Source organism: Aquaspirillum serpens DSM 68, from assembly GCF_000420525.1.
In the GTDB taxonomy this organism is placed as follows: domain Bacteria; phylum Pseudomonadota; class Gammaproteobacteria; order Burkholderiales; family Aquaspirillaceae; genus Aquaspirillum; species Aquaspirillum serpens.
Genome location: NZ_ATVC01000025.1, coordinates 1 through 24,677 on the forward strand (window position 1 = coordinate 1; position 24,677 = coordinate 24,677).

General features: G+C 49.4%; 21 protein-coding genes. 5 read left to right on the forward strand and 16 right to left on the reverse strand.

Annotation, left to right across the window (positions count from 1 at the left end; all coding sequences use genetic code 11):
- Positions 1-184 precede the first annotated feature (184 nt).
- Complete coding sequence (gene ahpF / locus G465_RS13810; protein ID WP_155846508.1) at positions 185-1,732, forward strand: alkyl hydroperoxide reductase subunit F; 1,548 nt, start codon at positions 185-187, stop codon at positions 1,730-1,732.
- A gap of 29 nt (positions 1,733-1,761) precedes the next feature.
- Here ahpF and G465_RS0106490 read toward each other — a convergent pair whose 3' ends face one another.
- The 10 genes from G465_RS0106490 to G465_RS0106535 form a co-directional block, all read right to left on the reverse strand.
- The gene (locus G465_RS0106490; protein WP_022653671.1) at positions 1,762-2,703 is read right to left on the reverse strand and encodes a nucleoside recognition domain-containing protein; all 942 of its coding nucleotides are present in this window, start codon (positions 2,701-2,703) and stop codon (positions 1,762-1,764) included.
- A gap of 68 nt (positions 2,704-2,771) precedes the next feature.
- On the reverse strand, positions 2,772-3,842 hold the full coding sequence (locus G465_RS0106495; protein WP_022653672.1) for a protein-glutamate methylesterase/protein-glutamine glutaminase: 1,071 nt from the start codon (positions 3,840-3,842) through the stop codon (positions 2,772-2,774).
- The gene (locus tag G465_RS0106500; protein WP_022653673.1) at positions 3,839-4,345 is read right to left on the reverse strand and encodes a chemotaxis protein CheD; all 507 of its coding nucleotides are present in this window, start codon (positions 4,343-4,345) and stop codon (positions 3,839-3,841) included. Before G465_RS0106500 ends, G465_RS0106495 begins: the two co-directional genes overlap by 4 nt.
- Positions 4,338-5,159 (reverse strand): CheR family methyltransferase, encoded by an 822-nt coding sequence (locus G465_RS0106505; RefSeq protein ID WP_022653674.1) that lies wholly within the window; start codon positions 5,157-5,159, stop codon positions 4,338-4,340. Before G465_RS0106505 ends, G465_RS0106500 begins: the two co-directional genes overlap by 8 nt.
- Positions 5,160-5,167: 8 nt before the next feature.
- On the reverse strand, positions 5,168-5,692 hold the full coding sequence (locus G465_RS0106510) for a chemotaxis protein CheW (protein ID WP_022653675.1): 525 nt from the start codon (positions 5,690-5,692) through the stop codon (positions 5,168-5,170).
- Positions 5,693-5,704: 12 nt separating this feature from the next.
- The gene (locus G465_RS15395; protein ID WP_022653676.1) at positions 5,705-8,449 is read right to left on the reverse strand and encodes a methyl-accepting chemotaxis protein; all 2,745 of its coding nucleotides are present in this window, start codon (positions 8,447-8,449) and stop codon (positions 5,705-5,707) included.
- Positions 8,450-8,463: 14 nt separating this feature from the next.
- Positions 8,464-10,611 (reverse strand): chemotaxis protein CheA, encoded by a 2,148-nt coding sequence (locus tag G465_RS0106520; protein WP_022653677.1) that lies wholly within the window; start codon positions 10,609-10,611, stop codon positions 8,464-8,466.
- Positions 10,612-10,619: 8 nt separating this feature from the next.
- Complete coding sequence (locus tag G465_RS0106525; RefSeq protein WP_027405237.1) at positions 10,620-10,892, reverse strand: STAS domain-containing protein; 273 nt, start codon at positions 10,890-10,892, stop codon at positions 10,620-10,622.
- 9 nt (positions 10,893-10,901) lie between these two features.
- Complete coding sequence (locus G465_RS0106530) at positions 10,902-12,218, reverse strand: methyl-accepting chemotaxis protein (RefSeq protein ID WP_040399270.1); 1,317 nt, start codon at positions 12,216-12,218, stop codon at positions 10,902-10,904.
- A gap of 7 nt (positions 12,219-12,225) precedes the next feature.
- Positions 12,226-12,591 carry a response regulator gene (locus G465_RS0106535; protein ID WP_022653680.1) on the reverse strand — a complete coding sequence of 122 codons (366 nt, stop codon included), beginning with the start codon at positions 12,589-12,591 and terminating at the stop codon, positions 12,226-12,228.
- Positions 12,592-13,059: 468 nt separating this feature from the next.
- Here G465_RS0106535 and G465_RS0106540 point away from each other — a divergent pair, with 468 nt between their 5' ends.
- Positions 13,060-15,030, forward strand: a complete 1,971-nt coding sequence (locus G465_RS0106540) for a peptidase U32 family protein (protein WP_027405239.1) — start codon at positions 13,060-13,062, stop codon at positions 15,028-15,030.
- Here the strand turns inward: G465_RS0106540 and G465_RS16600 are convergent.
- Genes G465_RS16600 through orn form a run of 4 tightly spaced genes read right to left on the reverse strand, consistent with a single transcriptional unit; the run spans position 15,027 to position 19,832 of the window.
- Entirely contained in the window at positions 15,027-17,054 is a 2,028-nt protein-coding gene (locus G465_RS16600) for a methyl-accepting chemotaxis protein (protein ID WP_022653682.1), read from the reverse strand. The two genes, G465_RS0106540 and G465_RS16600, sit on opposite strands and share 4 nt — an antisense overlap.
- A gap of 36 nt (positions 17,055-17,090) precedes the next feature.
- Positions 17,091-17,606 carry a CinA family protein gene (locus tag G465_RS0106550; protein ID WP_022653683.1) on the reverse strand — a complete coding sequence of 172 codons (516 nt, stop codon included), beginning with the start codon at positions 17,604-17,606 and terminating at the stop codon, positions 17,091-17,093.
- Complete coding sequence (pgi, locus tag G465_RS0106555; RefSeq protein WP_022653684.1) at positions 17,603-19,261, reverse strand: glucose-6-phosphate isomerase; 1,659 nt, start codon at positions 19,259-19,261, stop codon at positions 17,603-17,605. The genes G465_RS0106550 and pgi overlap by 4 nt, the downstream gene beginning before the upstream one ends.
- Before the next feature lie 19 nt (positions 19,262-19,280).
- Complete coding sequence (gene orn, locus G465_RS0106560) at positions 19,281-19,832, reverse strand: oligoribonuclease (protein WP_022653685.1); 552 nt, start codon at positions 19,830-19,832, stop codon at positions 19,281-19,283.
- A 63-nt stretch (positions 19,833-19,895) separates the two neighbouring features.
- Here orn and G465_RS0106565 point away from each other — a divergent pair, with 63 nt between their 5' ends.
- Positions 19,896-21,158, forward strand: coding sequence for a M48 family metallopeptidase (locus G465_RS0106565; RefSeq protein ID WP_022653686.1), 1,263 nt, complete (start codon positions 19,896-19,898; stop codon positions 21,156-21,158).
- Between the two features lie 29 nt (positions 21,159-21,187).
- Positions 21,188-22,084, forward strand: coding sequence for a ribosome small subunit-dependent GTPase A (gene rsgA, locus G465_RS0106570; protein ID WP_022653687.1), 897 nt, complete (start codon positions 21,188-21,190; stop codon positions 22,082-22,084).
- A gap of 101 nt (positions 22,085-22,185) precedes the next feature.
- Here rsgA and G465_RS0106575 read toward each other — a convergent pair whose 3' ends face one another.
- Together G465_RS0106575 and G465_RS0106580 are read right to left on the reverse strand one after the other, a co-directional pair.
- Complete coding sequence (locus tag G465_RS0106575; RefSeq protein ID WP_022653688.1) at positions 22,186-22,929, reverse strand: amino acid ABC transporter permease; 744 nt, start codon at positions 22,927-22,929, stop codon at positions 22,186-22,188.
- 89 nt (positions 22,930-23,018) lie between these two features.
- Positions 23,019-23,843 carry a basic amino acid ABC transporter substrate-binding protein gene (locus G465_RS0106580; protein WP_027405243.1) on the reverse strand — a complete coding sequence of 275 codons (825 nt, stop codon included), beginning with the start codon at positions 23,841-23,843 and terminating at the stop codon, positions 23,019-23,021.
- Between the two features lie 155 nt (positions 23,844-23,998).
- On the opposite strand from G465_RS0106580, the gene G465_RS15050 reads away from it, so the two are divergent.
- The gene (locus G465_RS15050; RefSeq protein ID WP_155846509.1) at positions 23,999-24,664 is read left to right on the forward strand and encodes a hypothetical protein; all 666 of its coding nucleotides are present in this window, start codon (positions 23,999-24,001) and stop codon (positions 24,662-24,664) included.
- The last annotated feature ends 13 nt before the right edge of the window (positions 24,665-24,677 follow it).

The window sequence follows — 24,677 nt, forward strand, 5'->3', positions numbered from 1 at the left end:
TTGTTAAGTAAAAAACTTCATGCTATTTGCCACATAAACCAGCATTTTTATCAAAAAAGAATGCTTATTTATGTGTAATCCTTGGCGTAACTCGGAGCGGTGATTTCGCTGCCGCCGCCATCCCCCGACCCTTAGGAGACAACGATGCTCGATAGCAACATTCAAACCCAACTCAAAGCCTACCTTGAACGCTTGGTCAACCCTATTGGAACGCTTGGTCAACCCTATTGAATTGGTTGCCAGCTTTGATGACAGCGCCAAAGCCGCTGAATTGCGTAGCTTGTTGCATGATGTTGCCGCGCTGTCGCCGAAAGTGAGCGTGCGTGAAGATGGCGACAATGCCCGCAAACCCTCGTTTGCCATTGCCCAAGTGGGGCAAGTCCCTCGGGTACACTTTGCTGGTATTCCGATGGGGCATGAGTTTACTTCGCTGGTGTTGGCTTTGCTGCAAGTCAGTGGTTATGCGCCGAAGTTGGATGCCGAGGTGATTGAGCAAGTGAAAGCCTTGCCTGGGCCGCTACACTTTGAAGTGTTTGTTTCCTTGTCATGCCATAACTGCCCTGATGTAGTGCAGGCGGTGAACACCATGTCGGTGTTAAACCCCAACATCCAAGCAGTGATGATTGATGGCAGCATGTTCCAACAAGAAGTCGAAGACCGCCAAATCATGGGGGTGCCGGCGATCTACCTGAACGGCCAGCTATTTGCCCAAGGTCGCATGAGTATTGAAGAAATTTTGGCGAAGGTTGATGTCGGCGCGGTTGAACGTGAAGCCGCGAAACTGAATGAAAAAGCACCGTTTGATGTGTTAGTGGTGGGTGGTGGGCCAGCTGGTGCCGCAGCAGCAATTTATGCTGCTCGTAAAGGGATTCGTACTGGGGTTGTCGCCGAACGTTTTGGCGGTCAGGTGTTGGATACCTTGGGAATTGAGAACTTCATCTCGGTGAAAGAAACCGAAGGGCCAAAACTAGCCGCAGCCTTAGAACAACACGTCCGTGATTATGATGTGGATATCATCAACTTGCAGCGTGCCGAAGCGATTGAAGCCGATGGTGAACACGGTTATCGCACCGTCCGTTTAGCTAGCGGTGCGACGCTGAAAAGCCGTAGCGTGATTATTGCTACCGGTGCCCGTTGGCGTGAAATGAATGTGCCAGGGGAAGCGGAATACCGCACCAAAGGCGTGGCGTACTGCCCACATTGCGATGGTCCGCTGTTCAAAGGGAAACGAGTGGCAGTGATCGGTGGCGGTAACTCAGGTGTGGAAGCCGCTATCGATTTAGCCGGTATCGTAGCGCATGTTACATTGTTGGAATATGGCGAAGCTTTGCGTGCTGATGCGGTGTTACAGGCCAAACTGCGCAGCTTGCCAAACGTGACCATTATCACCGAGGCGCAAACCACTGCCGTAACGGGTGATGGTCAGAAAGTGAATGGTTTGGACTACACCGACCGCCGTTCTGGTGAAGCACGTCATGTCGAGTTGGAAGGGATTTTTGTCCAAATCGGTCTGTTGCCCAATACCGATTGGTTGAAAGGTCGTGTTGAATTGTCCTCGCGTGGTGAAATTATGATTGATGAGCGTGGACAGACTTCTTTGGCTGGGGTGTTTGCCGCTGGTGATGCCACCACTGTGCCGTACAAGCAAATTATTATTGCGATGGGTGAAGGGGCCAAAGCCAGTCTGAGCGCCTTTGACCACCTGATTCGCACCCCTGTACCACAAGCCTAAATCATGGATTGGCTGGCCTCGACATGAGGTCAGCCACCAAGATAGGCATGGGCCAGCGTGCGGCAAGCAATGCCAACCGCTGCGCCTAATGCCGCTGGTTTCCAGATGGCAGCGACTCGTGGGCCAGCAGAAATCAATACTGCAATCCCTGGAATATCGAGCGGGTGAATTAACCAGCCTGCTGCCAGATTTAATACCTCGGCACTGACCTGTTCAGTGCGACGAAGGGTGTCCATCACGCTCAACATGGCGTTGCCACCTGCCAAGTATTTGGTGAGCGAAGGCAAGATCAACGCAGGATCAATGTTGGCAGCTAATAGCAGTGGACTTAACACCCACGTTAGGCGATCTACTGCACCGGCAGCGGCCAGACTTTTTACCACCACCAACGACAACACCAACATTGGAATGGCGCCAATGGCAATTTTGAAAGCCTCGGCACCGGCGCGGTTAATCACGTTTAGGACGCCTTTGGCGTTTTCTGCTACGGGATGAGCTAAGGTTTCGTCGATGCGCTGTTCTTGGTTGTCTAATCCCCGCCCGAAAACATGGTAGGCCATGGCGGCCGCTACTAATCCGCCCACAATCGAAAACAGCAACACCTGACCGAGGTGAAGTCCCAATGCGGCAAGGGGAAATGAAGCGTTGGCCTGTGCCATTGCCATGACCATCGCCAAGGTTGCTGCCAGATGCCGACTTGATACCCCACGCTGCTCCATCATGGTTAATGTCGCGACCGGCGCGGCAAAACTGACAAAGTTGACTTGTAAGGCGGCAAACACGCCTAAGCCAGTCAACCCAAAGGGTTTGAGGAACGGTGATAGCTTTGCCACCAGCCAATCTAAAATCCCTTTCGCTTCTAATAACCGCATGATGGCTAACATCACCACCATGACAGGCAACAATACAAACAAAGACAGCTCAATCGCTGAACGACCGGCTTTTAAAATGATTTCAACAAAAATATCCATACATCACACAGAAAAAAAAAGAACAGTGAGCATCTCGGCTCAACTGTTCTAAGAGAAAAAACGAAAAATTAGAGGGTAAATTCGCTGAGGATTTTTTGTGGAATATGCTGTAAAGGCATCACTTCTTGTGCCGCACCAAGGCGGATGGCTTCTTTTGGCATCCCAAACACCACACAGCTGGCCTCATCTTGTGCCACAGTATGGGCACCGGCGTCGCGCATTTCTTTTAAACCTCGCGCCCCATCATCACCCATGCCGGTCATAATAATCCCCAAGGCATTTTTTCCAGCGCTGCGCGCTACCGAACGAAACAAAACATCCACCGATGGCCGGTGGCGATTGACCAAGGGGCCGTTGACCACTTTGACATGATATTGCGCGCCACTGCGCTCTAATAATAAATGTTTGCCACCTGGCGCGATCAAAGCCCGTCCCGGTAACACCCGATCACCGTCTTGTGCCTCTCTGACTTCGATATTGCATAAACCATTCAGTCGCTGTGCAAACAGCGCGGTAAATTTTTCTGGCATGTGCTGCACAATCACAATGCCGGGGCAAATATCAGGCAAGGCGGTCAAAATGGCTTCCAGTGCTTGGGTGCCGCCGGTTGATGTGCCAATCGCCACCACACGCTCGGTGGTTTTGGCCATCGCTGTTGGTTTCCCTGCTGGCAACACCGCATCAGCATTTAATTTTTGTGCGGGTACGGGGGGCGGGAGTTTGACCCCTGCTTTGACTTTGGCTTTCGCTGCCGCTTTTACCGCGTTAATTAAATCATGCTGTTTGCCTTCTAAAAAATCTTTTACCCCTGCCTGTGGTTTAGTCAGGATATGAACGGCCCCTGCTGCTAACGCCGCCATCGCTGTCTCCCCACCGTGGTCTGCCAGAGAAGAACAGATTAAAACGGGTGTCGGGCGTTCGCTCATAATCTGCCGCAGAAAGGTCAGACCATCCATGCGTGGCATCTCAATATCGAGGATAATGACATCCGGCCACCGTTGCCCCATCTTTTGTCGGGCAAAAATAGGGTCGGCTGCAACGCCGATCACTTCAATCGAGGCATCGGTTTCAAGGATTTTTCGGGTAACCTGCCGCACCACAGCAGAATCGTCCACAATCAATACTGCGATTTGACTCAAGCAATGCCCTCCTGAAAACTCACCCACACATCACCGCTCCAAATATCAAACACAATCCGCCGATGGCCATAACCACCGACATGTTCCGCCACGACAGGGATGCGGCGTTGAGCTAATAAATGGTAGGCAGCGGTTAAATTACGTTCACCAATATCGAGGGTCGCAATGTGTTCTCCAAACATGCGCCCACCGCCGAACAGTTTAGCTTGGCATTGTTGCGCAGAAACACCGTATTGCAAAAGGGCTTGGTCGAATAATTGCATGGCTTCGTCGGCATAACGACCATCGGGCGCTGGCGCAGCAATACCGTGGCGGCGTTGTGGCAGCATAAAGTGACACATGCCCCCCAAATTGAGTTTAGGAACCCATAACACGATAGCGATACAAGACCCTAACAGGGTACGCAAGCGGATATGCCCTTGGCCGAAATAAAACTCACCCGGGCGCAGAAAAATATCATTCACGGATTGTGTGGAGGGCGTAGCGCGAAAGAAGTCAGGCACGTAAAGGTCTGCGATATAAGGTGGGACGGACTGCTTCTAGCGAATGTTGTAAACCATTGAGGGTTTCCGAATGGCCAATCACTAAATAACCACCGGGCTGAAGGGTTCGCGTCAGTTGATCGATGACTTTTTGTTTAGTGGCAGTTTCAAAGTAGATCATCACATTGCGTAAAAAGATCAGGTCAAATAAGCCAAGATCGTTGGGTAATGGGGTGAGTAAATTGATTTGACGGAATTGTGTTCGTTTACGCAAAGCCGCTTGTATCAGAAAACTGCCGCTTTGTTGGCGAACCCCTTTGAGGCAAAAACGCTGTAGATAACCGTTTGGAATGCCGTCGATTCTTTCCATTTGATAATGACCGCGCCGTGCTTTTTCTATTTCTTTGACACTGATATCACTACCAACCACTTCCCATTGTCCATGTGGTCGGCAATCGGCCAAGGTCATGGCGATGCTATACACCTCCTCGCCACTTGAACAGGCCGCACTCCATACCCGAAACAACTGTTGTGGGGCGCTGTGTTGGAAATAATCGCGCAAAAAATCAAAGTGGGCGGGTTCACGAAAGAAATAAGTTTCGTGGGTGGTGAGTAAATCCACCATGTGTTGTAGTTCAGTCCGATGTTGTGGATCGGTGACCAAACGGTAGTAGGCACTAAAAGAAGGTAGCTGATAATGCAACAGCCGCCGGCTAAGGCGGCTGAGCAAAAGGCTTTGTTTTCCCGGAGGCAGATAAACCCCTGCTAACGTCTGTAATAGGCGTTGAAACAGGGTGAACTCATGATCCGAGAGGGTGTAAGTGCCGTTATCCATCAAGACGTTTAATTTGCCTCATCTTTGACCGACAGCGCGGCGAGTTCAGCGATTTCATCTGTGGATAACACACGGTCAGCATTCAACAAAATCACAAAGCGTTGACTGATTCTGGCCATCCCCGCAATAAAGTCGGTGCGAATGCGGGTACCGAAGGTGGGCGCGGACTCGATATCGTCGGTGGTGATTTCGCGTACTTCGCTGACACTGTCCACCACCACGCCGATATCTTGCCGTTCGCCCTCGCCGTGGCTGACTTCGACAATCACGATACACGTATGCCGTACAATTTTTGCCGGAGGGCGGCCAAAGCGCGCTGCCAAATCAATGACTGGTACTACACTGCCTCGCAGATTGATGACCCCACGGATAAAATCAGGGGTCATCGGAATCTCGGTCAGTTGGCCGTATTCAATAATCTCTTTGACATGCGCGATGTCGATGCCAAATGGCTCACCCCCTAACAGGAACAGCAGATATTGGCTGCTGGCGCTGGAAGCCGCCGGGGTACTGGAAGAGGCGGTTTTAGCCATGCTTGCTCCTGATTAAAAACGAACAAAATCCGCTTCATCGGGCCCTTGTTCCAACGGTGGTGGCAGTGCACCAAGGCTGGCAGGACGGCGGATCACGGCAGGGCGGCTATTGTTCAGCGTTGGGCTGGGGCTTGGCATTGCAAAATTGGCGTTGCGGCTAAAACTATTATCCGCCAAGCGGAAGAACTGCATCATCTGTTGCAGCTGACCTGCTTGTGACCCCATCTCTTCTGCGGTGGCTGCGAGCTGTTCCGACGCCGACGCATTTTGTTGGGTTGCCTGATTAAGCTGCTCCATCGCCGAATTGATTTGAGAAACCCCTGTCGATTGTTCTTCCGACGCCGAAGCGATTTCTTGTACCAAATCAGAGGTTTTACGAATCGAAGGCACGATTTCGTCCAACAACGCACCGGCTTTTTCTGCCAATTTGACGCTAGAACCAGCCAATTGACCAATTTCTTGTGCTGCCACTTGACTGCGCTCGGCCAAGGTTCGGACTTCTGCGGCAACCACCGCAAAACCCTTACCATGTTCACCAGCACGGGCGGCTTCGATAGCGGCATTCAGGGCTAACAGATTGGTTTGATAGGCGATTTCATCGATGATGCCAATTTTATCGGCAATCTGTTTCATGGCCTCTACCGTTTCGCGCACCGCACTGCCGCCTTCATTGGCTTCTTTTGCTGCTTTTGCCGCCATGCCGTCGGTGACCTTGGCATTTTCGGTATTTTGGTTAATCGAAGCGGTCATCTGCTCGATAGACGACGTGGTTTCTTCTACGCTGGCGGCTTGTTCGCTAGAGCTTTGCGACAACGATTGTGCCGTCGCGCTCACTTGCGAAGCGGCATTCGACACTTGATCGGCGGTTAGCGTCACTTGGGTAATGGTTTGTGCCAGTTGGGTGACTGTGTTGTTGCTGATGTCTTTCAGTCGAGCGAAGGTACCACGATAGTCGCCGGTAACGCGGACAGTCATATCGCCTTTTTCCACGGCTGAGAGCAACTGCATGACTTCATTCAACGGCACCACGATAGCATCGAGGGTAGCGTTCACGCCTTCGACAATTTTGCGGTAATCCCCTTGATGGCGGATGGCTTCAGCGCGGGTTTCAATTCGCCCATCTACTGCTGCTTGAGACAACATATTGGCGTCAGCAATCAACAAATTGACCGCATCAATACAAGTGTTCAGGTTTTGTTTAATCACATTGAAATCACCGTTATAGCTGTCGGTGATTTTTGGTGGGATGGCCCCTTTGGCGATGCGGTCGACATAGTCAGCAGCGATATTGAGTGGCCCAATCACCGCATCGAGGGTGGCATTCACGCCTTCGATAATGCGGCGGTAATCCCCTTGATGACGGTTGGCATCGGCGCGTGTGCTGAGCTTCCCTTCAACCGCCGCCCGCGACAGCATGGCAGCGTCGGTGATGAGTAGATTGACCGCATCAATACACTGATTCAGATTTTGTTTAATGACGTTAAAGTCACCGTTGTAGTTATCGCTGATTTTCGGTGGAATCGCGCCTTTGGCGATGCGGTCGACATAGTCTGCGGCCACGTTGAGTGGCCCAATCACTGCATCGAGGGTGGCATTCACGCCTTCGACAATGCGGCGGTAGTCGCCTTGATGGCGGTTGGCATCAGCGCGTGTGTTGAGCTTGCCTTCAACAGCGGCACGCGACAGGGTTGCCGCATCGGCAATCAGCAGATTCACCGCATCAATACAGGTATTCAGATTTTGTTTGATCACGTTGAAATCACCGTTGTAGTTGTCGGTGATTTTCGGCGGAATCGAACCTTGTGCGATACGATCAACATAATTGGCAGCGACATTGAGTGGCCCAATCACTGCATCGAGGGTGGCGTTTACGCCTTCGACAATGCGGCGGTAGTCGCCTTGGTGACGGTTAGCATCAGCGCGTGTGCTGAGTTTACCTTCCACCGCTGCCCGCGATAGCAACATCGCGTCTTCTTTCATATTGTTGATCGACTGTCGTAACGCAGCAAAAGCTTGTGCCAAAGTGCCAATCTCATCTTTGCGACTGGTATCCACCTCGCGAGAGAAATTACCTGCTGACATATCTTGTGCCAGCTCCAACAGTTTCGCTGTCGGTTGGGTGATGCTGCGCGTAATCAACCATGCAATCAAACCTGATAGCAACAGTGCCGTCACTACTAACGCAATCAAGATCAAGCGAGTTTGTTCAACCAAGGCAATAGCCTGCGCGCCATGTTCTTTCGCCAATTCGACTTGATAGTCGGCTAAAGCGCGCATGGCGGCGATATAGGCATTGAGCTTAGGACGTAGCTCTTGGTTATTGATTTGCAACGCCTGCTCTCGGTCAATGCCGATGACTTTCATATAGCGGACTTGTGAGTCGAGGTAATCCACCCGTTTTGCCATCACATTACTGAGCAGTTCACGGCCTTTGGGTAAGTTAATAGTTTGTTCAAGGGCTTGTAATTCACCCCCGATAATCCGCCCGCCTTCGGCAATGCGCTCTTTTTCTTTTTCAATCGCAGCTGGGGAGTTGTCCAACAGCAAATTACGGGTGGCACGAATGACCACGTTCATCTGACTTTCTACCAGATTCATCCGTTGTGTTTTGACAAAACGGTCGTTAACAACCGTATCCATTGCATTGCCCAGTGTTTGCAGACGCAATAGCGCAAGGCCGGCGACAATTAACAGTAGGACAATGACTAGACCAAAGCCCAAGCCCAGTCGGCCACCAATTTTTAAATTACTCAACATGACTCTCCTGTGAATTAGGCCGGTTGATTGACTGCAGGCTCACGCTGGACTGACAAACTGTCGGTTTCGCGTGTGGCGGCCAATTGCACCAAGGCTTGTACATCTAAAATCAAAGCAACTTCACCACTGCCGAGAATAGTGGCACCCCCAATACCGCGCATGTGCTGAAACATTGACGAGAGGGGTTTAATGACGGTTTGTGATTCACCCAATAATTGATCGACCACTAAGCCTGCTTTTTGTCCAGCATATTGCACCACAATCACATTTTGGCGTGGCGGCATTGGGGCATCAATACGGAATAAATCGCGTAAACGAACAAAGGGCAAGGCTTCACCACCAAAGTCGAGATAGTCGCGATCGCTGGCCGCGTCTTTGAATTCCAAACAGCGCACCACAGAATCCAACGGCAAAATATAGGTGCTGGCCGCAATTGCCACATGAAAACCGTCGATGATGGCTAAGGTTAACGGCAAACGAATCATAAACCGTGAACCCTGTCCCTCAACGCTTTCCATATCAATCCGACCACGCAAGGATTGGATGTTACGTTTTACCACATCCATACCGACACCGCGTCCGGAGACATTCGACACCTTATCGGCAGTCGAAAAACCAGGCTCTAACAATAAGTTGAGAATCTCGGTATCTGACAGGCTTTGATTGGCGGAGACCAACCCTCGCTCAATGGCACGTTTTAAGACTTTTTGTCGGTTGACACCGGCACCATCATCTCGCACTTCAATGACGATTGAACCGGAATCGTGATAGGCATTAAAACCAATTTTGCCGCGTGCGGGTTTCCCTGCGGCAAGGCGTTGTTCTGGTGATTCAATGCCGTGGTCAATGGCATTGCGGACCAAGTGCATCAGCGGATCGCTGATTTTTTCGACCACACTTTTATCAAGCTCGGTTTCTGCCCCCGAGATGTTTAATTCCACTTCTTTATTGAGTTCATGTGATAAATCACGCACCACACGGTGGAAACGATTAAAGGTTTCGCCAATTTGCACCATACGTAACTCAAGCGCCGAATCGCGAATTTCTTCCACCAAACGCGACATAATTTGTGTCACGCGGCTGAGTCGTGTTTGGCCGATTTCACGCGCCAGTAAACGTGCGCTGGCGCCGGCAATCACCAACTCGCCGACTAAATCAATCAGCTTATCCAGCTTATCCGCCTGAATGCGTAAGGTATGGTTTTGTCCGGCTTGCAGTTTCCCTTGTTTGCCCGCAGCAGCTTCGACCAGCTGTGGGGGCACATGATGATGTTCAACCAAAATTTCCCCAACCTTGGGGGCAGGGTGGTCATCGTCATGTGGAAGCTGTGATTGGGTATGCAGAGCTTGTTGTAGCTCTTTTTCGGTCAGCGCGCCGACCTGAACCAAAATTTCCCCGATACGCGGTGGTGTTTCTGGTAATTGTTCAATCAGATGAATAAAGTCATCGACTTTGCTATCGGGGGGGATGATGTGGAGTAAGCAATCATCCCGCACAAAATCAAATACCCGCTCAATGCTGGCCTTGTCGGCTGTGCTGGCGTAATCAATTTCAAAACCAAGATAACAGCCCTCTGGGTCGTACTCAGCTAAGGCTGGTAATTGGTCATAAATCGTTGCCAAGCCAACAATCTCGCCCATTTCCTCTAAATAATGCAGAAAAGAAACAGGATCCATACCGTGGCGCAGGGTATCCAAGCCAAAGCGCACCGAGATATGCCAATGTCGGTCGCTATTGGCGGCCACTGGCGGCGTTGCGGCAGCAGTAGGTGTTGGCGTGGGAGTGGTGGGGTTGCCTAGGTTGGCTAGGCGCTGTTGGCCGCGTGCCAAGCACTCGGCATCGGGGGTGGCGCTCTGTTCGAGTAAGTCGAGTAAATCTGACAGATGATCGCTACATTGCAACAAGGCCGCAATTAAGGGTGGGGAGAGTTCGCGGCTGCCATTGCGGAGCGCGTCTAAGGTGTTTTCAACGACATGGGTAAATTCGACAATAAAGTCACATTCCACCACCCCTGCACCGCCTTTGATGGTGTGGGCAGCACGAAAAACACCGTTTAGGGTGTCTGGGTCATGCTCACCTCGATCAAGTGCAATCAAACCCGCTTCGAGTGCTTGCAGCTGCTCACGGCTTTCTTGCACAAAAACGGCCAATAATTCATCCATGAGCTATCTTATTCCTCGAACGTAAACACCGGTGTGAGTCGCAAGAAGGCCAGTTGTTGCTTGATGGCGACGGTGGGTTGATGGAGTGCATGCTTTAACTGCCGCCGCCCTGCCTCTTGTTGTGTTAACAACAAAAATTGTAAGCCAGCGCTGTCCATATCTTGTACGGCGGACACGTCTAAAATCATATCGCTCGGTGATTGTGCCAAATACTGTTCCAACTGTTGTTTTAACGCTGCAACATGGTAGATGGTCAGGTCTTGTGCTGGCTTAAACATCATATTGGCTCACTAAAACAACTCCACTTTACTGCCCCCGCTGCTACGATTGGCATTGCCAGACGAAGGTTGGTTGAGGGCTCGTTGGTGGGTATCTCGTTGTTGCTGCATCACATAACTGCCATACACGGCTTCTAAAGTCGCTTGCAGTTGTGGCAAATCAGCCGCTTGAAGCGGTGCGCCACGTGCGAGGCGTTGTTGTAAATCAAGCGCGTGTTGGTCGAGTTTTTCCAGTGCGCTCATCACATGCTCAATCATCTGGCGTGAAACATCTTGGAACTGAATATTTGCCAATGCATCCATAAACATATTGGCAAGGGTGTCACTGCTTTCGCGAATGGTGCGTATCATCTCATTTTGAGATTGCAACAAGTTTGCATAATCAGTGTTCAGTTCATTCAATTGATGAGAAAAGCTTTGTAAGGTAGTGCGTTCGCCTTCAATGTTGGTAGCAATCAATTTAGAGTTGAATTGTTCCTCAATTGTGGTAGCAACTGCTTGAATGCCTTCGTTAATCCGCAATACTGCTTGTTCACTTTCTGCAGAAAGCTTACGCACTTCATCGGCGACCACCGCAAAGCCGCGCCCAGCCTCACCTGCCCGCGCCGCCTCAATTGCCGCATTTAAAGCTAATAGATTGGTTTGGCTGGCAATGCCACGAATCAGATTGACCAATTCTTCTAACGACCGCGCCTGATCGACAGCTACTTTGATTCGTGTTTGTTCTTCACGAGTAAAATCAAGACGTTGTTGGATATAGTCATCCATATTGGCAATTAAACGCTGATTGACGGCAATTTCATCTTCCGATTCTTCTGCCAACCGGTTTGAACGAGCGGCGCTTTCGTTGACGAATTGTTGCAGGTGGGTAACCACTTGATCAATCGTCTGTAGTCGCTCGGTGATGGAGTAAGCGGCGTTTTCAGTTTCTTGAATGACCGTATTGAGCTGTTGTCGTAGGACGGAATTGTATTTAGGAACATTAGACAGCTGCTCGGCAATTAGCCCCATCCATTGATGGACTTGGGCATTTTCTTCTTCTACTTGTTTTTTGACATGCTCTAGACCGAGCATGGTGTCACGGAACAACAAGAGCGAGACCAAGCGTCTGACACCATAGCCAACAAACACCAACATGACCGATCCGATGGCGTCGCCGAGGCATGTACTGAGGCCCACGGCAGGTAAAAATTGCTCGTGGAATGGTTCATATAGAAGATACACCCCCAAACCGCATACTAACGCGGTCACCACTGCCAAAGCAGTGCTGCGTCCTTGGAAAGAAATCGTTTCGGAGGAAGCGGAAGTATTTGAGGATGGGAGGCTCATAGCAATGTCACCGTAAAACCAATTTAATGGTGTTGAGTAAGTCGTCGGCAGAAGCCGGTTTTACCAACCAACCTGAGGCGCCGGCTGCACGGGCTTCGGCACGCCGAGCTTGTTGTGACTCAGTGGTTAAGAACAGAATGGGCATAAAACGATAATTTGGCAGTTGCCGCACTTCTTTAATCAGTTCTAATCCATTCATCCCCGGCATATTTAAGTCAGTAATCAGCAAATCGGCCTTAATACCACCACGAAAACGGGTCAGCGCATCTTGGCCATTAGAGGCTTTTTCTACTGTGTAGCCAGCCTTAGTTAAAATGGCTGAAACGCTGAGAAGAATGGTGGGGGAGTCATCAACGATAAAGATGGTTTTCATGGGTTTGTGCGAGAGAGCTTGTTCGCAATAATGATGCCAACAAGGGGATAGTCTCGTGTGGATGAACACTGAGTCTCTCGATACTCCTTTCTGTAACACGCTATCCACGTGGTTTAAAATAAGTTGCCGGCCTCGTGTGAAGTGTAGCCATCATTGGCTTTATTGTATCTGCGCCAACACAAGTTTTATGCTTATGGCGTCATTTAATGTTAATAAATTTAATTGTTCTGATAAAGCTGATCATCATACCATAAAAACTAAATGTAGTTTTTGCATCAATAAGCCGAAACAAATGATTTTTGCTTATTTTAAAATTTTTAATGACATAAGAAAATCGATTCCATAGTCGATACTAAAATAACCCCCTATAATTGAGTTTTTGTTGCGCTATTTCTGCTATCGCTAGCCCTCTTGGTGGTGAGAGGTGTGGCTAAAGATGGCCATGATTTTTTCAAGAAAGTGATTTTTATGAGTTTGTTACCCCATCAAATCGAATTGCTTGCACCGGCAAAAACCGCCGACATTGGTCGTGAAGCAATTTTGCATGGTGCGGATGCAGTCTATATCGGTGGGCCGAGTTTTGGTGCTCGTGAACATGCGGCGAACTCAATCGAAGATATCGCTGCCTTATGTCGTTTTGCCCATCAGTATCATGCCCGAATTTTTGTCACGCTGAACACGATTTTGCATGATTCTGAGCTCGAAGCCGCCCGTCACTTGATTTATCAATGTTACGAAGCGGGTGTCGATGCGCTGATTGTGCAAGATATGGGTCTACTCGAACTTGATTTACCGCCAATTCAGCTGCATGCCTCCACCCAATGTGATATTCGCCATCCAGAAAAAGCCCGTTTTTTGGCGCACAGTGGTTTTAGCCAATTGGTATTAGCCCGCGAACTGAGTATCCAAGAAGTCGCCAAAATACGACAGGCATTACCAGAACCAATTACCCTAGAATATTTTATTCATGGCGCCCTATGTGTGGCATTTTCTGGGCAATGCAATATCAGTCATGCCCAAACTGGACGCAGCGCCAATCGAGGTGATTGTTCACAAGCCTGTCGTTTGCCCTATACCTTAACGGATGAAAACGGCGGCGTGGTAGCGTTTGAAAAACATTTGTTATCGATGAAAGATAATAATCAAACAGCCAATCTTGAGGCTTTATTATTGGCTGGAATACGCTCGTTTAAAATTGAAGGCCGTTATAAAGAAATGGCGTATGTAAAAAATATTACGGCCCATTATCGTCAACAATTAGATCAAATTTTAGAGCGTCATCCAGAATGGTCGCGTGCTTCGAGTGGGCACACCGAGATTTTATTTACCCCGAACCCTGATAAAACCTTTCATCGCGGTAGCACCGATTATTTTGCCACTGCGCGAAAAATCGATATTGGGGCATTTGATTCGCCGAAATATGTCGGTTTGCCATTAGGTCATGTGGTGGCGGTGGGACAGGACTGGATAGAAGTTGAAACCCAAGAAACACTGTCAAATGGCGATGGGTTAAATTACACCTTTAAGCGTGAAGTAGTCGGGGTGCAAGCCAATCAAGCCAAGTGGCAGCGCGCTGGTGAGGACGGGCAAATTTGGCGTATCTGGCCCAACGAACAGGTTTCACGGCTACGTGGCTTAAAAGTGGGGACTTTGCTGTCGCGTAATCGTGACCATGCTTGGGAAATGGCACTGACTAAGTCATCAGCACAGCGCACCATTGCTGTGCAGGCCTGTTTACAAGACAGTGCGGATGGGGTGGTTTTGTCGTTGCAAGATGAAGATGGTGTAACAGTTACGGCCAATTTGATATGTGACAAAGTCCCCGCGCAGCAGGCTGATAAAGCACGCCAAAACCTTGAAGACGCTTTATCTCGTTTTGGTAATACGCTCTTTCATCTCGAACAGCTGACCCTCGCTACCTCTGAACTATGGTTTATCCCCAGCTCACAGCTGAATAAACTGCGGCGGCAAGCCATCGAGGCACTGGTGACAGCTCGTCTGGCAGCATGGCAACGCCCAGCGCTAACACCACCGACTGAACCACCGTTTCCTTATCCAGAAACGTCGCTGTCATTCTTAGCCAATGTGTATAACGAGAAAGCACGGGCCTTTTATCGTAGGCATGGGGTGGAGCTGATTGCTGCGGCTTATGAAGCACACGAAGAACCCGGCGAAGTCAGTTTAATGATTACCAAACACTGCCTACGGTTTGCTTACCATCTCTGTCCCAAACAAGCCAAAGGGGTGCAGGGGGTAATGGGGCAAGTGCGTGCCGATCCGATGATTTTGAAATCGGGGAACGACACCTACACCCTCAAATTTGAATGTCGCCCCTGTGAAATGCATGTGATGGGCAAGATGAAAAGTCATATTTTCAAATCACCCCCACCGTCGGTGATTCCGCTGCAACCGGTGACATTCCACCGCTCACCACGTTAAAGCTGTAAGGCCTCTAACTGGCGCAGCGCATGGTCAATGCCCTCTAACATCAGCGAATGCTCGTGGATTTGGCGGATTTGCTCCGCCAGCAGACCCGATTCGGTGGTGGCGCGTGTGGCCAGTGCCGAAACTTGACCAGATACATGGCGGCTACCCGCTGCCATGTTAGCAATATGTGAGGTGGTCTCAGCTAATGCCAGTTTGAGACCATCAATTCCACTTAACACCGCCTGCACTGATTGTTGGGTCGAGGTTAAATTCGATTGGGTGTTGCCTGCTAATTTGCGCACCTCATCTGCCACCACAGCGAAACCGCGCCCTGCCTCCCCTGCACGAGCGGCTTCAATTGCCGCATTCAAGGCCAATAAATTAGTCTGTTCGGCAATGCGGGCAATCTGAGTCAAAATTTCCTCAATTTTTGCTGCTCCTGATACTAAAGTTTGCATCCGCTCTGACAGTTGGTTGGCTTCGCTGACACTGTGTTCAATTTCGCTACTGTATTGGCAAATATCTTGATTAAGCTGATTTAATAAACTACCCGATTCTTGTAGATAATTCTGCATTGCAGGCAAACATGCTTGGGCTTCGGTGCTCAAAATCCGGAATTGATCGAGTTGTTGAATCACGCTTTGGCGAATGGTATCTACCATTTGTAAGCGCTTTAACTGCCTCTGTGTGAAATAGTTTTGGAAATTGGCATATCGGACGGTAAAGTGGTCCATCATCGCATCATGAAAAGATTCACCTTGTGCCACGCGATAGAAAAATACCGAAGAGAGGGTTTGATTGATATTAATCCCCAGCAATTCACCAAATGTCGTGAAGCCGGCGATAGGAATATCCTTAAAAACGGTTAACTGATTTAGCTGGTTTTGATTAAATAAACGTCTTAACACACAATCATTAAAAATAGCCCCAATTGGTTTTGGCTTACCTTGGGCATAGCGTTGATAATCTTCTTGTGTTTGACGAATAAAGTCGGTGGTTTTCATCAACAAAAGTTGATCGCCTGGTTCAATATCACAATAAAAAGCAATTTCTTGCTTTTCTACATTAACCTGTGCCACTGAGCGAATATAGTGTTCTTTGCCTAGTTCAATTGCAAAAGCATGTTGTTCAAATTGTTTTGCTAATTGTTCAGGCGTAGTGCGCAAGTCTTGGCATAAGACATCGATAAAAGCATGAAGCTGTTGCTGTTGTGGGTTAAACACTCGGCTGACGGTGCGGCGGAGTGGATCAGCATCGGCCACAATGTAGCGTGTGGTGGTGGGCGTGAAGTTTTGGCTCTTGAAAACCCCAAAACGAATATCCGGTGCTGTTTTGCAGAGCACCATCAAGGCATGGTTTTCGAGAACTTTTTCTCCATCCGATAACCAAGTGTGTTTGAAGTCGAGCAAGCCCCCTGCCGAACCACCGATAAATAAGCATGGAAAACGTTCGGTGTGATAAAGCGCTTCCATAAACAAGTTTTCGGCACCCGCCAAACCGTCAAAAAAGGTCAAGGCTAAGGTGTCGCGGCTATCGACAGTAAAACTGAGACGTAAACGTCCGAGGTGATTTTCTAACTGTTGTAAGCGTTGTTCGCGGCTTAATTGTGGGGTGCCGCGTCGAATATCTTCACTCGGCAAGGGAACCCAGTGCAGATCAACCTGACTGAAAATCTGCCGTGAAAACCCCGCTAGCACGATATGATGCCAGCCTTGTTGTGGCGTTGCTAAATAAGGCGAGCAGCTTTGTCCGGCGGCAGTCTGTGCCGATTGGCACAACTCACCGGCGGTACTAATTAAGCCTAATTTAACTTGGGGCGGTAATAATTGGCGTAGCTGTTGTCCTACCTGCTGCATATTCAGGTGCGGCGAGACAAAAGCCAATACCAAACTGAGCTGTTGTAGGTCGCCCCACGGGCTCAAGGCTTGACTGCTGAGGGCATTGCCATTCAGTTGTAAGGTCAGAATCACATCGTTGCTGCCACTCCCTGCAGCATCAGCAGTCGCTTGGCGCGACCATTTCGCCCAAAAAGACATATTAGCGCCACCTAAAAATAAGGGGTTATGAAAACACTATTGGTTGTCTGACACAGTCAATGCGAGTTGTAGTTGTTGTAAAGCCATCAATACCGTGTGGGCACGAATATGTTGTCGGTCTCCGGTAAAGAGATGACAACGGCTGGTGCAACCTTGTGCACCTGCCACAGCAATCCATACCGTACCCACTGGCTTATCTACCGAATCACCGCTAGGCCCAGCAATTCCCGACACAGCGATGCTCCAATTTGCACCGCTAAGCTGGCGCACGCCTATGGCCATTTGTTCAACCACTGCTTGACTGACGGCACCATCGGTAGCGAGAGTGTGAGCATTAACCTGTAATAACTGCTGCTTGGCTTCATTGGCATAACTGACCACGCCCCAACCAAACCACGCAGAACTACCGGCTATCTCGGTCAATGTTGCGGCAATCAGACCACCGGTACATGACTCTGCTGTTGCTACCGTCTCTCCTCGTTGTAGCAGTTGCTGTGCTAATGCCTGTGCACTGTGTTGAATGTCATCTTGCAAAGGGAATAAGTCGATCATGGCAGGGCGTTCCGTTGTTGCCGCAGTTGGTGAATATGGCGTATCAAGCCATTGGTTGATGCATCGTGTTGTAAGCTGGGCAGTTGCCCTGCGCGTAACTCGGGCTCAATTTTGCGTGCCAATTGTTTGCCATACTCCACGCCCCATTGATCGAAGGAATTGATACCCCAGATCACGCCCTGCACAAACACTTTGTGTTCATACAACGCTAACAACATACCCAGATTATACGGGTTTAAACTGTCTAAAATTAAGGTATTAGATGGTTGATTGCCAGGAAATACTTTTTGTGGCAATAAAATATCAATATTGTCAGGCAGTTTTGCACCAAACTCTGCTAACACTTCAGCCTCATTCTTCCCGCGCATCAAGGCCTCGGTTTGTGCCAAAAAGTTGGCCAACATAGCGGTATGGTGGGTTTTGAGTTTGCCATGTTCACAGGCAGGAATAATAAAATCACAGGGCACTAGGCGGGTGCCTTGGTGCAGCAGCTGGAAAAACGCATGTTGGCTGTTAACGCCGACTTCGCCCCAAATAATCGGCCCTGTATTAAAGTCCAACCGTGCCCCACACCGCCCGACCCGCTTGCCATTCGATTCCATATCCAGTTGTTGTAGATAGGCAGGTAGGCGTGACAGCCCCTGATCGTATGGCATTACGGCATGGGTATGGGCACGGTAGAAAGTGTTATACCAAATCCCCAGCAATCCCAGCAGCACGGGCGCATTCTCTGCAAAAGGCGCGCTAAAGAAATGGCAATCCATGGCGTGTGCGCCGGCCAAGAATTGGCGGAAGTGTGTCATGCCAATCGATAACATCACCGGCAAGCCAATCGCCGACCACACTGAATAACGCCCTCCCACCCAATCCCAAAAGGGAAAGCAGTTTTCGGGCGAGATACCAAATGCAGTTGCCGCAGGGATATTGCTCGAAACAGCAACGAAATGTTGTTGTATTGCCTCGACACTGCCGCCTTGAGCCAAGAACCATTCTCGGGCGGCTTGTGCGTTTAACAACGTTTCTGGGGTACTGAAAGATTTAGAGGCAACAATAAATAAGGTTTCTGCTGCATCGAGGGCTTCTAAAGTATCGGCAAGATGGCGCCCATCCAGATTAGACACAAAGTGCAATTCTACTTTGCCAACTGAATACGGTTTGAGTGCTCGCGTGACCAACATTGGGCCGAGATCGGAGCCGCCGATGCCAATATTCACCACATGCCGAATCGGTTTGCCGCTATGTCCGCGCCAGTGTTGTTGGTGAACTTGCTCGACAAATTCACCTACGCGCTGCAACACCGCTTGGATCGACGGCACAATATTTTCACCATCGACATAGATTTCACTGTCCGCCGGTGCGCGTAGCGCGTGGTGCATCACGGCACGTTTTTCACTGATATTGATCGGTTCACCCGCCTGTAGACGTTTGATCCATGTACTCAATTCAGCAGTATGAGCCAATTCAATCAATAAATCGCGGGTACGTTCGGTGATACGGTTTTTTGAGTAATCCAGCAATAGACCATCTAACCGTAACGAAAAACGTTGAAAGCGATCTGGCTCGGTGGCGAATAAATCGCGCATGTGGAGATGACGGGTTGCACGTTGGTGTTGATGCAGTTGTACCCACACCGAGGAAAGATTGATTTGACTCATACACAGCAAGTTTTAGAGGTTAGGGGACAAGGCGAATAAAATGTTCACGATAGTGTTTCATTTCTTCGATCGATTCGTAGATATCAGCTAGGGCTTCGTGACGCCCTTTTTTGACCACCCCTTTTGCTACATCGGGACGCCAACGCTTCGCCAGCTCTTTTAAGGTTGATACATCCAAATTGCGATAGTGGAAATAATCCTCCAGCGTTGGCATCCACCGAGCCATAAAGCGTCGGTCTTGGCAAATAGAGTTGCCACACATCGGCGACTTGCGTGCTGGTACATATTGGCTGATAAAGGCCAACATCTGGGCTTCGGCTTCTTGCTCGGTGAGGGTAGAGGCTTTCACCTTGTCGATCAGGCCACTTTTGCCGTGGGTGTTTTTATTCCAATCGTCCATTGCCTCTAACACCGTGTCTGGTTGGTGAACCACCAACACCGGCGATTCGGCAACCGTGTTTAGATTGGCATCGGTAATCACCACCGCCAATTCAATAATGCGGTCGCGGTCGGGGAACAGGCCAGTCATTTCCATGTCTAGCCAAATGAGATGGTTTTGATCTTGCGCCATAGCGGTCTGTCCTTCAAAATCTTCAAATTGTCGCACACATTTTAGGTCAAGCAGCGCCCATTTATGAACGATACCCTGTCCGCTTTTCCTTTTACGGTGGTTTTTTTGTCCTTGTTGGGTATCTCATTCCTTGTTCAGAGTTATTTAGCCTATCGACAACGGCGTCATGTTGCTGCTCATGCTGGACGGGTACCCAGCTTGTTTGCCGCTCATATTCCCCCCGAACAGCATGAAAAAGCCGCGCAATACGCGATTGCCAAAAGCCGCTTTGGTCAAATCCAACTGCTGTTTCATACCCTGATGCTACTGTGGTTAACCCTAGGCGGTGGCTTTGAGTGGTTGCAACAGCTGTGGATGGTCCTATTGCCATCCGGTATTGCTCAACAAACCGTGGTATTGCTCTCGGTGTTTGCCGTGTTACAGCTGGTTGAGCTGCCATTTCTCTACTATTCCCATTTTCACCTTGAAGCCCGTTTTGGTTTCAACCGCCTATCACGTCGCTTATTTGTCCTCGATATCTTGCGCGGTGCGTTACTGGGAGCGGTGTTAGGTGGTGGCCTGATTGCTGCACTGCTGGCGTTGATGGTTTCGGCGGGCGAACAATGGTGGTTGTGGGCGTGGGGATTGTGGGTTGGGTTTTCTGTTTTGCTGATGGTGATTTTTCCGCTGTGGATTGCACCGCTGTTTAATCGTTTTACGCCGCTTGCTGATGTAGTGTTAAAGGACAGGGTCGAACGGTTGTTACAGCGTTGTGGGTTTGATAGTCAGGGCATTTTTGTGATGGACAGCTCAAAACGCTCGGCTCATGGCAATGCCTATTTCACTGGCTTTGGTCGGGCTAAGCGCATCGTGTTTTTTGATACTTTATTAGACCATCTCAGTCATGACGAAATTGAAGCGGTGCTGGCGCATGAGTTAGGTCATTTCCATCATCAACATATCCGACAACGGTTATGGGGCAGCATTATTTTTAGTCTGTTGTTATTTGCGGTGTTGGGTGTGTTGGCAGATACCTCTGCTTTTTATCAACAATTGGGGGTCAATACGGTTTCAGCTGCTGCTGCGTTATTTCTATTCAGCCAATTACTACCGCTACTGTTGTTCCCACTGACACCGCTTTTTAGCGCATTATCACGGCGGCAGGAGTATCAGGCCGATGAGTTTGCTGCCCAACACGCACCGGCGGCAGCGTTGATCAGTGCCTTAACCAAACTCTATCGTGATAACGCTGCCACATTAACGCCCGATCCACTGCACTCCGCTTTCTATGATTCACATCCCCCCGCCACCGCACGGGTGGCTAAACTGCAAGGATTTTTGTCTTGAGTCGTTCCCCCGCACGTCCTTCCCGTTCTTTGCATGATGCACAAGCAAAAACCGCTGAACTCACCGGTGTGATTGTGAAAAGTCATGGCCGCCGCTTTATTGTTGAATTGGCCGATGGTACCTGTTATGACTGTACCACTCGCGGCAAGCGCACCGACTATGCCTGTGGTGATGTGGTGTATTTAACGATTGAAAATAGCGAGCAAGGGGTAATCAGTGGCCATGAAACCCGTTCGTCTCTGCTATATCGTTCTGATGCGTTTCGCAGCAAGATCATCGCTGCCAATGTGTCGCTCTTGGTGTTAGTGGTCGCGCCGGTACCAACGTTTAGCGAGGAATTGTTAGCGTGTTGTTTATTGGCGGCGGAAGCGGCTGGTATAGAAGCACGGATCGTATTGAACAAGGCTGATTTACCCGAAGTTGCACAAGCACGACAGCAATTAGCCCCCTTTGTCGCCTTGGGCTATCCGGTCTTAGAATTATCTGCTTTGCAAGATGTGTCACCATTGCGCCAATGGTTACAAGACCAGACATCGGTATTGGTTGGGCAATCCGGCATGGGAAAATCAACTTTGACCAATGCCTTAGTGCCTGAAGCGGCGGCGCGGGTTGGGGATATTTCTGTGGCGTTGGATTCTGGACGACACACGACAACCCATGCGCAGCTGTATCACCTTGATGCCACCTCGCACCTCATTGACTCCCCCGGTTTACAAGAATTTGGTTTGCAGCATATCGAGCCATTGGCGTTAGCTAGCTATTTTCCTGACTTTCAGCCCTTCTTGGGACAGTGCAAATTTCATAATTGTTTGCATCTGGTTGAACCTAGCTGTGCACTACAGCAGGCGGTACAGCGTGGTGAGTTGTCAGAAAAGCGGGTTGCGTTTTATCAGCGTATTTTCCGCAGTTTGCAAAAGACACATTAAACCAGTGTAGGGTGGCTAAGCGTAGTAGCGTATCCACCCAAAAAACCACTGGCGTAGAGTCAAAGTTGGGTTGCTGTAGTGTGGCAACCCAACACAACGACTTAGCGAGATTTCATTTGGTATTTTTTCTCGAGTGCAGCCACACCCCAAGCCAACAGCAAGGTCAGGCCGAGATAGAGGAAGGAAATGGTCAGATAGGGCTCCCAATAGCGAGAGTAGACCCCTGCTACCGTCCGAGCCGCAAAGGCCAACTCTGCCAAGCCAATCGCTGACACTAGCGAGCTGTCTTTTAACAGCATAATGGCTTCATTCCCCAGCGGTGGTAACATGCGGCGGAACGCTTGTGGGATGATGATTTCCTTCATCGCTTGGCCATAGGACATCCCCAGTGAACGAGCGGCCTCCATCTGCCCTTTGTCTATCGATTGAATACCTGCACGGAAAATCTCCGTGATATATGCCCCAGCGTTGAGCGTCAATGCCAGCAAACCAGATAAAAAGGCACCATAGTTTTGCCGTAATTCGCGTGCAGTTTCACCCGAAATCAGTAAACCATCGACTGGATGGACTAACATCGGCATCAGTGCAAAGTGAATCAGCAAAATTTGCACAAATAGCGGCGTACCACGAAAAAAAGTGACATAGGCAGCAGCCGGTAGCCGCACGCCAAAACGCAATAAATAGCGTTGTGCCCCATGTTTGGCATCAGCCAAACGTGCCATTCCCATCAACAGACCAATTAGCGTGCCAAAAAAGACAGCGATGAGGGTAATCATCAGCGTCATTTTGAGGCCATTGATGAACAAGGGCATGTATTCGATAATCATCGCCCAGCGAAAGTCCATAGCGTTCCCCGTTTTTTATGTGGTGAAAAAATTAAAAGAAGCGCAACCGGGATGACCGGTGCGCTTCCAATAGAGCAGAGAAAATGGGGTTAGCCCGCTTTTTTCTCGCCAAACCACTTGGCGTAGATCTTATCGTAAGTACCGTCTGCTTTAATCGCTTTCAGTCCTTCATTCAGTTTACCAAGTAGCTCAGCATTGCCTTTTTTCACTGCAATACCATAGAACTCAGGGGTAAAGCTTTGATTATCTTCAATCAGGCTCAAACCGGCGCTGGCGTTGTTTTGCAGATAGTTAATGACTACACCATTATCTGCCACCACCGCCTGTACACCGCCACTCTCCAGCTCTTTCATCGCCAATGGCGTGCTTTCAAAGCGTTTGATGTCCTCGCTGGTTTTGCCTAACAGCTTTTGTATCACTTCATCACCGGTAGTACCGGTTTGAACGCCGACTTTTTTCCCTTTCAGATCATTGAAAGTTTTAATGTCGGTTACCCCTTTGCCGATGGCGATCAGCTGGCGTGCTTCAAAGTAGGGTTCGGTGAAGTCCATCGATTGTTTGCGCTCGTCAGTGATGGTGACGGCGGAGATCACGATATCACGGTCGCCTTGATCCAACGTAGCAAAGATGCCTTCCCACGGGGTGTTGACGAATTTCACTTGGATGCCGGCTTTTTCTGCGATAGCAGTCAAGACATCAATATCAAAGCCTTGTACTTCTTTTTTCTCATTTTCAAACTCGAACGGTGCATAAGCCGCGTCCGTGCCAACGACGTAGGCGCGTGTTTCCGTTGCAGCTGGTGCAGCAGGCGCTGCCGCATTATCCGCAGGTTTGGGTTCAGCACTCTTACCACATGCCGCCACAAAGGCACTTGCTACCAGCGCCATTAACAGCTTTCGTCGTGAAAATTTCATGGGGAAACTCCCTGTGTCGCAACACATCAAAATATTGAACATCTGGTGACACGTCAAAGACGGTCCCAGTCAGACGGTGGTAATATAAATATCACCTAAGTAGTTCTTCAATCATTAAATGCAATTTTTCTCTACCTTTTTGCTAAAAACTGCTGATGAAACATTTATACAACGTCCTTCTCGTAGTTTTTTGCACTGCAATGATGCCTGTGGCGTACGCGGAAGATGCGCCATTGCCAGGTGATTTCGCGCCACAAGTGCAAAAAAAACGCCCTGCTGTTACTCGTACTGTCTCACCTAGCCAGCCTGTTGCAGATAAAAAACCCACTCAACGGGCGACAAGCAAGGCTGTGATCAAGAAACGGCCAGCCGTCAACAAAACGAAAAAAGTCAAAGCAAAAGTCACGCCCAAAAACCAACGTATGCTAAAAGCGCGTGCCCAGCCTCAGCTAAAAGGCAAACTTGCCAAGTCGGCTAAACCTTCACGTCAAGTGGTGAAAAATAAAGCTGCTTTGCGAGCGCAAGCGGCGAAGAAAAAAGCGGTGGTGACAAAAGCGAAAATACGCCCTTCCACAAAAATAGCTAGCAAAAAAGTCCCCACTACACGGGCCAAGGCAGCGCTTGCCTCTAAACAAGTGAAGAAACCTACGGCAGTGAAGCGCTCTCCGGCACAGGTACGTCGTGCTGTTGTGAAAAAGAAGGCCATCAACAACCCGAAAAAACCATTAATAAAATCCAGAAAAAACAACAAGGTAGCTAAAAATCCTGCTGTGGTGAGAAAAAAACAAGAAAAAGTGCTTGCTAAAACTAATAAGCGCTGACATAATGAGCTCC

Excerpts from the sequence above, each read along its gene's own strand:
- G465_RS0106490 (WP_022653671.1), bottom strand. The coding sequence starts at position 2,703 with ATGGATATTTTTGTTGAAATCATTTTAAAAGCCGGTCGTTCAGCGATT.
- G465_RS0106505 (WP_022653674.1), bottom strand. The coding sequence starts at position 5,159 with ATGGATAACGGCACTTACACCCTCTCGGATCATGAGTTCACCCTGTTT.
- G465_RS0106510 (WP_022653675.1), bottom strand. The coding sequence starts at position 5,692 with ATGGCTAAAACCGCCTCTTCCAGTACCCCGGCGGCTTCCAGCGCCAGC.
- G465_RS15395 (WP_022653676.1), bottom strand. The coding sequence starts at position 8,449 with ATGTTGAGTAATTTAAAAATTGGTGGCCGACTGGGCTTGGGCTTTGGT.
- G465_RS0106520 (WP_022653677.1), bottom strand. The coding sequence starts at position 10,611 with ATGGATGAATTATTGGCCGTTTTTGTGCAAGAAAGCCGTGAGCAGCTG.
- G465_RS0106525 (WP_027405237.1), bottom strand. The coding sequence starts at position 10,892 with ATGATGTTTAAGCCAGCACAAGACCTGACCATCTACCATGTTGCAGCG.
- G465_RS0106530 (WP_040399270.1), bottom strand. The coding sequence starts at position 12,218 with ATGAGCCTCCCATCCTCAAATACTTCCGCTTCCTCCGAAACGATTTCT.
- G465_RS0106535 (WP_022653680.1), bottom strand. The coding sequence starts at position 12,591 with ATGAAAACCATCTTTATCGTTGATGACTCCCCCACCATTCTTCTCAGC.
- G465_RS0106540 (WP_027405239.1), top strand. The coding sequence starts at position 13,060 with ATGAGTTTGTTACCCCATCAAATCGAATTGCTTGCACCGGCAAAAACC.
- G465_RS16600 (WP_022653682.1), bottom strand. The coding sequence starts at position 17,054 with ATGTCTTTTTGGGCGAAATGGTCGCGCCAAGCGACTGCTGATGCTGCA.
- G465_RS0106550 (WP_022653683.1), bottom strand. The coding sequence starts at position 17,606 with ATGATCGACTTATTCCCTTTGCAAGATGACATTCAACACAGTGCACAG.
- pgi (WP_022653684.1), bottom strand. The coding sequence starts at position 19,261 with ATGAGTCAAATCAATCTTTCCTCGGTGTGGGTACAACTGCATCAACAC.
- orn (WP_022653685.1), bottom strand. The coding sequence starts at position 19,832 with ATGGCGCAAGATCAAAACCATCTCATTTGGCTAGACATGGAAATGACT.
- G465_RS0106565 (WP_022653686.1), top strand. The coding sequence starts at position 19,896 with ATGAACGATACCCTGTCCGCTTTTCCTTTTACGGTGGTTTTTTTGTCC.
- G465_RS0106575 (WP_022653688.1), bottom strand. The coding sequence starts at position 22,929 with ATGGACTTTCGCTGGGCGATGATTATCGAATACATGCCCTTGTTCATC.
- G465_RS0106580 (WP_027405243.1), bottom strand. The coding sequence starts at position 23,843 with ATGAAATTTTCACGACGAAAGCTGTTAATGGCGCTGGTAGCAAGTGCC.
- G465_RS15050 (WP_155846509.1), top strand. The coding sequence starts at position 23,999 with ATGAAACATTTATACAACGTCCTTCTCGTAGTTTTTTGCACTGCAATG.